Source organism: Neoalteromonas arenosi, assembly GCF_030362855.1.
Classification (GTDB): domain Bacteria; phylum Pseudomonadota; class Gammaproteobacteria; order Enterobacterales; family Alteromonadaceae; genus Alteromonas_E; species Alteromonas_E arenosi.
In genome coordinates this window covers 278,590-291,670 of sequence record NZ_JAUCBP010000012.1, presented here as the reverse complement: position 1 = coordinate 291,670, position 13,081 = coordinate 278,590, and the positions used below count along the sequence as shown (strand labels likewise).

At 42.7% G+C, this 13,081-nt stretch carries 13 protein-coding genes; all 13 read right to left on the bottom strand.

Annotated elements, in window-relative coordinates:
• Positions 1-868 precede the first annotated feature (868 nt).
• The 13 genes from QTP81_RS14985 to QTP81_RS14925 all read right to left on the bottom strand — a co-directional run bounded on the left by QTP81_RS14985 (position 869) and on the right by QTP81_RS14925 (position 13,081).
• A complete protein-coding gene (locus tag QTP81_RS14985) occupies positions 869-1,618 on the bottom strand; it encodes a hypothetical protein (RefSeq protein WP_289366593.1) in 750 nt (249 codons plus the stop codon).
• A 99-nt stretch (positions 1,619-1,717) separates the two neighbouring features.
• A complete protein-coding gene (locus QTP81_RS14980; RefSeq protein ID WP_289366591.1) occupies positions 1,718-3,037 on the bottom strand; it encodes a tyrosine-type recombinase/integrase in 1,320 nt (439 codons plus the stop codon).
• A 369-nt stretch (positions 3,038-3,406) separates the two neighbouring features.
• Entirely contained in the window at positions 3,407-4,495 is a 1,089-nt protein-coding gene (locus QTP81_RS14975; RefSeq protein WP_289366590.1) for a PAS domain-containing protein, read from the bottom strand.
• A gap of 54 nt (positions 4,496-4,549) precedes the next feature.
• On the bottom strand, positions 4,550-5,185 hold the full coding sequence (locus QTP81_RS14970) for a BLUF domain-containing protein (RefSeq protein ID WP_289366589.1): 636 nt from the start codon (positions 5,183-5,185) through the stop codon (positions 4,550-4,552).
• Positions 5,186-5,367: 182 nt separating this feature from the next.
• A complete protein-coding gene (locus QTP81_RS14965) occupies positions 5,368-5,760 on the bottom strand; it encodes a BLUF domain-containing protein (protein ID WP_289366588.1) in 393 nt (130 codons plus the stop codon).
• A gap of 19 nt (positions 5,761-5,779) precedes the next feature.
• Positions 5,780-6,871, bottom strand: a complete 1,092-nt coding sequence (locus tag QTP81_RS14960) for a protein-glutamate methylesterase/protein-glutamine glutaminase (RefSeq protein ID WP_289366587.1) — start codon at positions 6,869-6,871, stop codon at positions 5,780-5,782.
• A gap of 5 nt (positions 6,872-6,876) precedes the next feature.
• On the bottom strand, positions 6,877-7,488 hold the full coding sequence (gene cheD / locus QTP81_RS14955; RefSeq protein WP_289366586.1) for a chemoreceptor glutamine deamidase CheD: 612 nt from the start codon (positions 7,486-7,488) through the stop codon (positions 6,877-6,879).
• Positions 7,485-8,300 carry a CheR family methyltransferase gene (locus QTP81_RS14950; RefSeq protein WP_289366585.1) on the bottom strand — a complete coding sequence of 272 codons (816 nt, stop codon included), beginning with the start codon at positions 8,298-8,300 and terminating at the stop codon, positions 7,485-7,487. Before QTP81_RS14950 ends, cheD begins: the two co-directional genes overlap by 4 nt.
• On the bottom strand, positions 8,300-8,806 hold the full coding sequence (locus QTP81_RS14945) for an STAS domain-containing protein (protein ID WP_289366583.1): 507 nt from the start codon (positions 8,804-8,806) through the stop codon (positions 8,300-8,302). Before QTP81_RS14945 ends, QTP81_RS14950 begins: the two co-directional genes overlap by 1 nt.
• Complete coding sequence (locus QTP81_RS14940) at positions 8,799-9,560, bottom strand: ParA family protein (protein ID WP_289366581.1); 762 nt, start codon at positions 9,558-9,560, stop codon at positions 8,799-8,801. The genes QTP81_RS14945 and QTP81_RS14940 overlap by 8 nt, the downstream gene beginning before the upstream one ends.
• On the bottom strand, positions 9,557-10,057 hold the full coding sequence (locus QTP81_RS14935) for a chemotaxis protein CheW (protein ID WP_289366579.1): 501 nt from the start codon (positions 10,055-10,057) through the stop codon (positions 9,557-9,559). Before QTP81_RS14935 ends, QTP81_RS14940 begins: the two co-directional genes overlap by 4 nt.
• Before the next feature lie 3 nt (positions 10,058-10,060).
• Positions 10,061-12,577: a methyl-accepting chemotaxis protein gene (locus QTP81_RS14930; protein ID WP_289366578.1), complete on the bottom strand. Its 2,517-nt coding sequence runs from the start codon at positions 12,575-12,577 to the stop codon at positions 10,061-10,063.
• A 27-nt stretch (positions 12,578-12,604) separates the two neighbouring features.
• On the bottom strand, positions 12,605-13,081 hold the full coding sequence (locus QTP81_RS14925) for a chemotaxis protein CheW (RefSeq protein ID WP_289366577.1): 477 nt from the start codon (positions 13,079-13,081) through the stop codon (positions 12,605-12,607).

The window sequence follows — 13,081 nt, the reverse complement described above, 5'->3', positions numbered from 1 at the left end:
TACTGCGTGTTCAGACAATACATACAGGTTGCAAGCTGCTTACTAACTGAGGCTGAAAAATATTTATAGTTTTTACATAGTTGAATGCGGCTTGTCGTTTTTTACTTGGTTTTTGAGCGAATCGAAACAGACTTAATAAGAGTTATCTGTGGTCTTCATCCAACGCTCTCTATACGGTTTAGATAACAGCGTAGCGGTGGTCTGCTATTTTTTGTATGTTACCTTCGGAACAACACGTGCACCTAGAAGAATCGAACCTCAAAATTTCAACATTTGTCTCTATGATTAGGTGGGCTAAAAAAGGCCGGAATATACATAAATTGGACCTAGCCCCCGATTCTCCATTGTATCACCACCCACTTTATGAGCCTTCTGTTCGTATTGTAAAGGTCGCTCGAACGGCATGCATTAACAGTCCCTTTCTGTTTACTGCAACACGGTTTAATAACCTAAACGTGGTCGAACCAACAACACAACGAGAACTATTTTTAATGCTTGTTTTTGCCTTGGCCGGCTGCTCATTTTGCAGTATGCGCGTTGCCTGCCTGTTGTTCGAAGAAGGTAGGTTACAGGCCGCAATGAGATTTGCGACATTTGCACTTACTAGTCTGATTCAATATCAAAATAATGGATATTTTCATGATGCCGTTGTGCAGGAGCTGGGGCTTTACTTTCGAGGTATTAACTACATACAGACCCACTTTTCGCCATCAACTAATCGCAGGTATGAAAGTATTATCAATTCTTTTCTGAATAAGTTCGCGCCTCTAAATGTCATCCTGGCATTAAGGATCAAACATTAACAAGAGCTCATTGAGTTGTTAACTTATGCTGCGAACCGGCAGGACCAAGATCAGACTAGGCTATTTCAGGTGTGGTTCCGGCGCGTCTGCATTTGATTTAACAAAAGTGGTATTGCGCAAAGTAAAAGCCAGATTACTGGTGGCGCAGGAACCGATGTGATATTGCTTATGTTCGTGAATTGAACACTCATTACATCTGCTCTTAATGAAAGAAAGCGTCTAGTTTCAGAAGCGTCATGCCGAGTAGAATGCAACATATTTAATTGCCGCACATCAAAATCTTCAATCGAAAACGATGTCGGGATAGCTGTGCTATCAAGCCCTATATTATCTATGGAGTAGGCAGTAAAAGTGAAAGACGCGTATTCTTCACCAGGGCCAATATCCAACGCTGGTGAATAAAATAAGCTCGAGCTAGCATAGAAAGTATCAGGGAAATATTCATCTTGTCGATCATTTCGCACAATTAAATAACTTCGCGGTGCAAAGCTATATGGCCAATCAGTTTCATGGCTGTATGTCCAATTTCCTACCGAAAAGTGAGTCTGTGCTATAGCTCGGTAGATAGCAGAGTTTGGGTCATCCGCGAGCGTTACTCCTTTCTCTGTGTTGGTATCGTATAGGTACGTTGCAGTCATCGTCGTACCAATATCGATGGTATCATTGTGGAAGTTGTGATCACCGCGTCCGGCGGTTGAAATATTGCCCAAATATTCGGTTATTTCGCTGACTGAAGCGATAACGTCGAGACGAATAATGTCTGCTGAGCATGGAAATGACAAAACAGCTAATAATGCAAATGTAACACGCTTCATATTTTCTTCCTTGAAAAATTCAACTGTCAGAATAGGGAGGTTTTCATTTCAAATCAATCGTTTGAATATTCTCCTTTAGATTTTTTTAACTCTCCCCCTCTAGGTCTGCAATAACCCTAGTAGCCACTTCTCCCACTTTTCTAGCGCAACTCTCTTTTCCGTTAGATAATCCCATCTATCGTAGTGCTTACTGGAAACATCTGTAAAAGCGTGGTTTTGAATTCTATCCCTTAATTCTTTTGAAATGTTAAGTGACCCCATGTGAGTTTTGCATGTTCGGCGAAGGTCTCTGGGAACGAAATGCCTAAACTTTTTAGATTTACAAAAGCGGTTTATGGCAGTACTCAGAGAATCCGTTCGATAATGCTCTTCCAGGTTCGTGCGATTGCATATCAAAAACTCAGCTCCTTTAGCCTCACAGTTTTCATAAAACCACATCACTAATTCCCGAGTCGTTTTGGTCATAGGAATCAAGTGGCTTTTCTTGTTTTTACTGTATTCCTCTGGAACTTCAATGACATTGTTTTCAAAATCAATTTTACTGGGTTTCAAAGTCAATAGCTCGTATGGTCGCTGCCCGCCTGTAAATATGCATAACTTGAGAATGTTCGCCGTAACAGGGCTAAACCCGGAATTGACAGAAAGTAATTTCAACAAATAGGCAAGTTCATCTCTATCAAGATACCGCTCGCCAACTGTCTCTGCAGAAATCTGTTTGGGTATATGTGAGACTGGATTATATTTTAGTCCAAACACTATCTTCGAATGCTGATTAGCGGGGTCCTTATCGTGCTTTAAGCCTCTATTAAATGCAGCATGAAGATATGACCTGACTCGGTTAGATTGAGTATCTGCCCCTCTGTTTATCATTTCAGCCAGAACATGAATGATTTGCTCATCGGTAACCAAATACGCTTTTTGTTCTCGAGGAATACTTGGGAAAACATCCCTTTCAATGGCATTCAGAACACGTGACCATGTTCTCTTACCATCGTTCTTCATTGACTGCACATAAAAATCGATTAATTGACCAAAACTTCCAGAAGCTTGCTTCATAGCCTTTCGCTTCAATTTTTCTTTCTTTCGGCGAGCCTTTTTTGCAACATGCTCTTTTACATTGATTCCCTTTTTAGCAAGCTTCCCATACTTCAACGCTTTTTCCCTGGCTTTTGCCAAAGGAATTCCTCCCTCTCCTTCTTTGGAATATTTTCCAATTACTGTGTACGTTCGAACTCCTTTGACCTTTTGCATATATCGAAATGTAGCATTACCCGTTTGGCTAACCTGGACAAGCAGAGAGCCCATACCACGAGAAAGATCATGACATTCAACCGTAAAATCCTGCTGCTTATATTTGACTTCGCCACTTTTCATTTTCTTAATGGCTGACTCTATTTGTTGGCTCCTTTCAATTTTCATGCAGGTCCTCACTCTCGCTCAAGTTTGGTAATCAACAGACAAAAAGAGTACGATAAAGAGGATTAAGAGTACCACTCAAGCAAATTAATTGGTAGACAATGAAATTCAACGAAACAAGTAATTACATTTAACAAACTGTTTAATATGATATTTTGAAATTTTTATTTTATTTTTAAGGTTTTTTAAACAGTCTGTCATTACGACTCATAATCGGCAGGTCCCCTGTTCAAGTCAGGGTCGGGCCACCATTTTCAATATGAAAATCAAATAGTTGGGGATCCAATAAAAATTAAATAATCTAATGGGTTCTTTCAGTTAAGTATAAGTGGCAATTTAATCCGGCTGAATTAACAAACACGAGCTCACTGTCTACCACAATTCATCCTCTTCATTATCGTGATCATCAATTCGACAAAAAACCATGAGTTGACTACAACTGCCTATAATACTGTCATCCAACCAATGAATGTCGTTCGACGAACAATCAATGAATACCTGTTGTACCCAATTGCCCAAGTCACCGATTAGCCCATTAATCGCCTCCGCGACAATGATGTCATAGGGCTTATCGGCAATATGCATCATAGCGACCGCAAGTTCACTCATCGAGATAGATATTTCCAAAAACTCTTCAACATAAAAAATCGCGTTGGCCAGTTCTTGTAGATCGGTTACAAACTCCTTTCTTCGCACTTCATTAATATCCACAAGTGATTCAATCTCGACGATGTGCGTCAGGTTATAGGAAAGATCGATAATATCTTTGACGATATCGGGATCGAGCTCGCTCGATGCGCGGAAGTCAGCGGCCGATATTCGTTCGCGCTCTATCTTTTGGCTTGCGCTATTTTGGGCAACATCGTCGAAATCAAAGAAATCGTCTATTAATGATTCTTCTTTATTATCAGGCTTGCGAACATATTGAAAGAGCAGCTCAGAATTCTCGATGATATCCTGTTTTGCCGTTTCAATATGCTTTTCTAGAGCCTCTCCTTGGGTTATCAATTCGTTGAGGAAATTTTTGAAGTGCTCGCTGGAAGATTTGAGTCTCGCAAGGCTGCTCCGAAGAGCACTTAAGTCTTGTTGAATAGATACAAAATACTGAGCCTCTCCTTGAGCATTGAATACCGGGTAAACGTTCCATTGAACTGGATACACGCTACCATCCTTTCGGTAGTTGAAAGTGGCCCCTACGAAAGGAGTAAAGCTTGAAATTGCTTGCTTTAGTCGTTTTATGACCTTGATGTTAGAGCGTTTGCCTTGCAGGATCCTCGGATTTTTACCGTATAACTCGTTGCGTTGGTAACCTGTCATTTGACAAAATTTGTCATTGGCATAAATAATATTGTTGCGATTTACAACCGCGTCTGTAATAACAATCGCTTCAAAACTGTGTTCCAAAACCGTCTTAAACAGGCTATCTATCTCTTTACCATCGAAGGGGTCAGTTGCATTCATATAAACTCCATTTGCTCAAGGGTCTTCGTTAATACAAATTAAACTCTTAAGTACTCAACCTTCAGATGCTTCGTCCCAAAATTTATCTAGGATGGTATTTAATAGTGCCAAAGACTCAACGGAGTTCATTTTATTACTCGACAATTTTATCAAATCGCGAACTGTTTTTACGCTTGCTTCATCACCGGTTAAAAGTTGGCATAGTGTGGAATTCCAGCGCCTGAAGCTTTTATCACTGAGATAGCCGCTAGAAATGACGTTTAGCTCAGTATGCCTCGGGTCAAGTAAAATGTTTGCAATGAGGTGTCGAATCCTGTTTTTCGGCCCTTCGATTCGCTGAAAATAATGACCATCAATATACACCAAAAAACCACCGATACCGTTTAAATGGTTGTAGGTTATTGCTTTTTCACTTATCCCATCTAAGGCAGATTGAGGATTTTTAATAACCGATTCACTAGCACGGCTAATGTACGTAATTTCAAATAATGCATTTTCATCATTCTCAATCGATATTACCTCCTGTCTCGCATTAGCAATCGCCGCGGTAAGTTCCTCTACTTTTTGTTCGATTTGCTCCAGCTGTTTATCAGAGCGCTCGAGGCGACCAATGCGCATCAAAGTCAATTTACCACCTATTGGCATCGCTAGATTGGCTAGAGTGTGTAGGTGTTTTCTAAACAATTGCATGCCCATATTCGCCCTCCGCTAAACGAGTAATAAACTCAAGCACTTTTGATTTCGTCAGTGGCTCGAAAAGAACGTAAAGCCTTTTTGGGGCTGTTCTAGTTACTGTTTCAATCTCGTGACACTGGAGCTGGTTACCGTTTGACATTGTGAAAAAACACTGCTTACGCGCGCTTAAAAGTTTACTAACTTACTTGTTTTTTTGACTGCGCTATCAGCAGCGTGATGGCTTCGTTAGCGTCTAATTCAGCTAAAGACCCAACTGACGATTGAACGATATTTGAAAAGCCCATCGCCCACTCGCCAAACAATCGGTTTTCAATCGGGACATCTTCGATTAATTTCAAGCCAGAATGTCTGGAGTCCGACGTAATGGCGCTGTAAATTGCGTGAACATTATCACTGTCGCCCTCCAATACTTGCAAAAAGTGATAATAATCACACACCAGCATTCCAGTTATTCCCTGTGACGCATTGTTTTTCCTTGCCGTTTTAAGTATCGAGGTCAAAGCATCTGAATCGAAAACATCTCTGTTGACATCACTGAGATAGATCACTCTTTGTAGTTTGTTACTCATAACTTCATCCACCACTTGATTATTTAGCCCGATAATAGTCACTAATGCGTGCACTCAAATGTTCAAGTGGCAAGACATTGCGCTTCATTACAGCTTCCTCTTCTACTGCAGCTCCAGGCATCCCCCATACCACCGACGAAGATTCATCCTGAGCAAAGGTTTTGCAACCTATTTCGAACATCCTTTTTAGACCTAATGCCCCATCTCGCCCCATCCCAGTCAGAATAAATCCGATCGCACTGGCTCCCACGTTCATGGCCACAGAATCGAACAACACATCCACACTGGGCTTATGCCTGTTTACCGGTTCGTTATCATTGATCCTTATTGCAAAACCATTACCTTTTTTGGCTACTTCCATATGCCGGCCACCTGGCGCAATATAAACAACACCCTGCAAGACTTTCTCACCATGTTCAGCCTCTTTAACAGTGATCGGTAATAGGCCGTTGAGACGTTTGGCATACGAAGTCGTAAACCCTGAAGGCAAGTGCAAACAAACAAGGATACTCTCCTTGCCGCTAAAACTTACCCCCCTCAATAAGTTTGAAAGGGCTTCCAAGCCCCCCGTTGAACCGCCTATCGCGCATATACGATGCGACGCAATTTGTCTATGGGATGCCTCCTCACGTTGAGACTTTTCTCCATAATTGGAGCCCTCAACTTCTGCAACTCCATCTTTAAGGCGTTGCTGTATGTCTAATAACTTTAGTCGAGAAACTTGAGAAGCGGCAACTACTTTGTCGCAGATTTCATTTCGGTACTCATCCATTGAATGGGCCAGGTCAGACGGTTTTTCAACAAAGTCCAAAGCCCCAATTTCAATCGCCTCTAAAGTGACCGATGCTCCTTGAGCCGTTAGGGTTGAAATCATGACCACTGGCATAGGCCTTAAGCGCATGAGATTGCGTAAAAACGCAATGCCATTCATTTTCGGCATTTCCACATCCAGTGTCAGAACGTCGGGCTCAGTATCTTTGATCAATTGCCGAGCTTCATGAGGGTTTTCGGCAACACCTACAACCTCAAACCTAGCGTCATCATCAAAAATCTCGGTTAGAACCGCTTGAATCAGTTTTGAATCATCTACAATTAGCACTCGTATAGGCATATCAATTACTCAAATAAATCAATTTCACCGTATTGCTCTTGCTCGTTTATATTTTTCTGGTAATCGGTTTCGCGCTGATTAATTGTGTCGTTGTGCAGATGCGCTAACCGTTTCACCCAAACGCGCCCACTCCGGGGCTCAAAGCGTACTTTTCGAGGATAAGGCCCCCCCAAGTCAGACGTTTCAACAGTAAAGCCTTCCAAAGCCATAAACTTCTTCAAAAACTGAATATTGCTCTCGCCTATTGCCGTCATTTTCTTAATGATATGCCCCCCCCCAAACGCCTTAAATCGCAATCTTTTGCGATCAGCGCCCATTTTCAACAGTTCATTAATCATTTGTTCCATGGCAATATCGCCGTAGCGAAATGCCTCACTGCCTAAGTCTAGTTGAGATGAACGACTTAAAGGCAACATAAAATGATTCATCCCACCCACTTGTTGTTCGAGATCAAATGCACACACTGAAATACACGAACCTAAAACCGTTGTGATGCATTCTGGCAAGCGCGTAACATAAAACTCCCCGGGCAAAATCTTGGCTGTACAAACTTTCAGCTGACCATCTAGGTATCGATTAATATGTTCGAAGCCCGGTTCGCAGGGTTTGATTGTCATGCAGTGGTCTCGACAAGTTGATAAATATTAGTTCCGATGTTTTGCCAGTCATCATCATTTTTTGGGATCAATTCGGAGTGGCCCAAAAACAACCTCCCCTGAGAGGCCAAATTCCTAGAAAACCGCTGTATGACTTCAAGCTTTTTTGCGTTTTCAAAGTAAATGAGCACATTGCGACAGAATATGAAGTCAAACTTTGTTGTGATTTGCCACGGATAGAAGAGGTTTAACTGCCTGAATTCAATGCTATCCCTGAGTTCCGGTTTGACTTGACACATTCCTTGCTGTGCTCCAATGCCTTTTAGGAAAAATTGCTTTTTTATTGGGAGTGGATAACTCTTGATTTGCTCTAAGCTGTAAACGCCTTTTTGAGCCGTAGTGAGAACATCAGTATCAAGATCAGTCGCCAACAGATTAACTGTCTTTCCTAATTTACGACACAACGGTAAAACATTGATTAAAATACTATACGGCTCCTGTCCTGTACTGCAGCCTGCTGACCAAATATTGAAAGCCGATTTTGATGAATCTTGAATACACTCTTTGAGATATTCGAAATGATGCGGTTCTCTCTCGAATGCCGTTACGTTGGTGGTGATAGCATTAATAAATTCAGAAAACTCTTGTTTGTCTGATTTAATCGTTTTGATGTAAGAGGCAAAAGTACCAACCTTTAAGAGTCGAACTCTCTTGGCCAAGCGAGCGTAGAACATTTCGAATTTATCATCGGTAATGTGGATGCCTGAATAGTCATGAGCTAATTTTCTCAACGCACTAAATTGAGAAAATGAGAATTCAAACTCACGTTCCATTAGTCGATATCTACAGCATCAAGCAGTCGTTGATCACCAAGTAATTCTAACTGCGTCTTGACCTCTTGATTTAAACCTAAAAGCGTTACCGAGATCTGTTTAAGGTCGCTCGAATTAAGCGCGCTAATCATAAGTTGATATCCACTCGAGTCAATTTGAGTCACTTTAGAAAAATCAATAGACCAGTGCCCGCCTTCGGGAATTGCTTCAATTGCGTCTATTACTTTAGGCTTTAACTCCTCCATTTTCGCGACCGTTAACGCACCATCAAATAGAAAAGATTCGCGCGTCGCCTCTTCCTCTTCAGTTAATTCAACACTTGCTTCAGGGTCTGCGTGCTCGTTTGACGTTTCAGCATCAACACTCTCGGTGGACTCAATTTCAGTTGTTACTGTGTCGGTTCCATTCGAATCCGAGACATCTGATGCAGCACCTGAGTTATCTTCTTTTAACCAGTCAAGTGGATCGTGCCCCAATTTACTATCGGTATCAGGCTTATCACTCACGACTTTCGCCTCCCAAAATATGTTGCGCTAACGCGATAAATTCCTTACTACTTTTACTTCTCGGAGCATATCGAATAACGGGTTGCCCATGTCCAGGACATTCAGCAGTGACGGCTCGTTCATAAATAACTTGGGCTACTACTTTCCTTCCGAAATAGTGCCGCAGCTTTGCTTCCGCTTCTTTACTCACGGCTCGACGTTGAAATCGACTGACAACAATCCAGAGATTATCAAAACGCCCCATGACCTCTTCATAGCGTTTAATCTGTTTAGTCATCGCAGAGATACCGCTAAGTCCCAAATAATCAGGGGTAACCGGTATCAGGAGCTCCTGGCTCGCGGCAATCGCGTTAACCACTAGAAACCCATTTGAAGGTGGACAATCGATAACAACAAAATCAACCCCTTCTGTTTCAATATTCTCAAGAGCTTTGCGTAATAATAACCCTCGCCCTGCTTTCATTTGCACCGATTCGAGCCTGACGAGCGACTCACCAGGAGGAACAACATAAAGGTTTTCAGCAACCTCTACCCCTACGTCTAAAAGCAAAGCGTCACCCTGTAATACATCGTAAATACCCAACGGGTTTTGACTAGCTCTTATACCTAAATGCTGGCTTAAATGTCCCTGAGGATCGATGTCAATCACAATCACCTTATGACCCATATGAGCCAATACGCCGGTTAAATTAGCGCACAACGTCGTTTTACCCACGCCACCTTTTTGATTGACGCAACTAATTACTCTCGTCATAGATCGACATTGCTCGTATCCATTAATTGTTCTCTTAATCCCTCAAAATCACCCGATTCAATCAAAGCGACAGTATCCAAAATAACGACTATGTGGGATTCATGCCTAAACAAGCCCTGGACCGTATTGAAGTCAGCGTCTGAAACACGAGGAGATGTCCGCAAAGCACTTTTTGGTACACTTATAACTTCGGACACAGCATCGACGACTAAACCAACGACTCGCATGTCACCCTTAACCTTAATTTGAATAATCACTACGATCGTTTTAGACGTTATGTCCGTGTGTTCACCTGCCAGAACTGCGCGCAAATCTAGCACTGGCACCATGATTTGACGAAAATCGATAACCCCCAACCAATCCTTCGGTAAATCAGGCATCTTGCGGACAGCTTCCAGTACCCGAACCTCTTGAACTTGGGTGATGTCGATGGCAAAAAACTCCCCTGCTACGTCCAAATTGAGTAATTCCAGCGTACTGTTCGCAGTGTCATTCATAGGTTAAAACTCTGTCCATTCTTCGTCATTTGTTTGTGGCATAGACTTGACAGGCGCAGGTTTCATCGCCTGCTTGGCCTTAACGACCGGCTTACTCCGTCTTTCCGCTGCGGGTAATGCAGCTTTGGAACCGCCATTATCGTCAACTTTGAAGAACGAAACGCGCTCTACCATCTCATCTACCTGCTCTACCGAAGATTGACTCGCTGAAGACGCTTCTTCGGCCAATGCCGCGTTCTGCTGAGTAATGTCATCGAGTTCCGCTACCGCCTGATTAACTTGGGCAATTCCACTAGCTTGCTCATTCGTGGCATTATTCATATCCGAGATAAGTGACGACAGTTGGTCAATGTTGGCTAATATCTCCCTCAAAGATTCGCCGCATTGGTTGACAAGGTCGCTGCCGGTATTAACACGGGCAGAACTGTCATCAATCAGCTCTTTAATTTCCTTAGCTGAGGTCGCAGATCGCTGTGCTAGGTTGCGCACCTCATTGGCAACAACAGCGAAACCTCTACCGTGCTCGCCGGCACGCGCAGCTTCAACCGACGCGTTTAATGCAAGTAAATTAGTCTGGAAGGCAATTTCATCAATCACACCGATGATGGCGCTGATTTTATTTGAACTTTCAGTGATCTCTTCCATGGATTTAACAGCACTGGAAACAATATGCTCCCCCTTACTGGCTTTTGTTCTGGCTTGCTCTGCTGCTTCATTGGCTGTTGAGGCATTATCGGCGGTACTCCGCACATTACCGGTTAACTCTTCTAAACTTGCCGCAGTTTCTTCCAAGTTCGACGCTTGTTTTTCGGTGCGCTCTGACAATTGGTCATTGCCCAATGACAACTCATGATTTGCCGAACGAATTGAATCGGCGCTGATTTTAATTGAACCAATGACGTTGTTGAGTCTTCGCGTGGTATCGTTCAGTGCATTTTTAACCTCACCAAACATGCCGTGATAGTCATCAGTGATTTGCACGCGCATATCACCTTCCGAGACCTTTTGAAGCGCGGTATTCACATCCCGAACAAAGGCATTGACGGTTTGCGACAACTCGTTCAAACCATTTGCAATATTCAAGAAGAAACCTTCCTTGTTGTCAGTACTTACCAGCGCACCTAAGTTACCTTGCGCCACGCTAGTCACGAGTTTTTCAACTTCTTTCTCGGTCTCGACTTGCAATGTCACATCAGCCCACTCAACAACAAATCCAATTTTCTCTTTGTTGTCAGTGAATACGGGAGATGCAATGAGTTTAAATATTCGCCGTCCAACTTCAATCTGTGTGCGATACGTCGACTCAAGCTTCGCCAACATAGAGCGCTGGTGTTGAGGGTTCTTGTGAAACTGATCAATGTTTTGCCCAATCAAATTCTTTGCGTCAAAATGTGGCAACTCTTTGCGTAAATCCGATTCAGCCTCTGCGAGCATAAGTTTCACTGACTGATTCATATAAACGATATCTAAATTAGCATCTGCAACCATCACGTTTGTGGTCACCCCGTCCAGCGCAGATTTAACCCGGGCGTTTGCGGCTGCGATTATGTCTAAGCGTTTAATATCGGTAATATCAGCCCACTCCAGTGCTGTACCTAGTCGCTCTCCATTGCTATCAATCACAGGAGTTGCCGTTAATTCAAAATACATTTCTCCCAAGCTAATTTCGGTCGTATAAGTGCTCGTGAGTTTACCAAGTAGGTCGCGTTGATGGGCTGGGTTCTTGTGGAACGAATCAATATTGACCCCTATCAAGGCGTTAGGATCAAAGTTCTTATCAAGTAATTTAAAGGTCTCTAAATTGGTGCTCATCATCATATGCAGGCTTTTATTTAGATAAATAATGTTATATTCATTATCTGCCAACATTACGTTTGTATTGACATTGTCCAATGCAACTTGAAGCCTTGCCGTTTCTTTTTGTTGTTGCTCTTGCTGGAGTTTTAACGTCAAATCATGCCACTCCACTGTGTATGCAGATGGCATATTGTCGTCGTCCAAAATTGGCGTCACTGTCAGTCCAAAAGTCAATCCACCCACGGTAATGGACGTTTCAAAAGTAGATGTTAACCGAGCTAGCATTTGTCGTTGATGTTGTGGGTTCTTATGGAAGGTATCAATATTCACGCCAATAAGGTTACCTGCGCTAAATTGCGGTAATTCAGTTCGGATACGCGCTTCATTTTTCAACAACATTGCCTGCAGAGTATCGTTGACAAAGGTAATATTAAGCCCTTTGTCCGCCATCATAATATTCGTTGAAAGCCCTTTTATCGCATGATTCCAGCCTTTAGACTGACGTTGGTTGTCAGCAACCTCCTCGTTGGCTTGAGCAACAATTTCACTGTTCACCTGCTCAGATTTTTTCAAATATCCGATGGCGACAAAGGCGGTGAGCAATTGCGTGGCCAAAATGGCAAACACCCATGGTGTGATGGCGACTTGCCACACCGAGACCATAGCTCCAATAACTGCGAGTATGATGACGATAAGAAAGAAGTTCTTTTGATTGCCATTCATCTTTTTTACCCCGTTTTCCTGTACGCGTTAGAAGTCAACAGTATCTAGTACTGAATCAATATTTAGGAGCACGGCCATAGCGCCGCGAACATCTGTGATACCGTGAACAAATCGGTCTGAAATCGTGAGGTCAAATTTATCTGCGCTCTTGATATCATCGTCCGTCAGGTTTACGACATCACAAATCTTATCAACCATGATACCCATGGTTTTTTCTCCTTGATTGGTCATAACAGTCATGATCAACACGACTGTTTCTTTATCTAGCGGCCTAGCCGAAAGGCCAAACCGTTTCCTTAAATCAACAATCGGTACAATCGCACCGCGCAAGTTGATTAGGCCGAGCAAAAACTCTTTTGAATTTGGGATCCGCGCCATTCTCTCCCAAGTCCGAATTTCACGAACCCTGAGAATATCAACAGCGTAACTGCTCTCACCCAATGAAAAACTTAACCATTCCGAAAATGATTGCTCTTGTGCTTCCAGCTCCAACGATTCAGACAT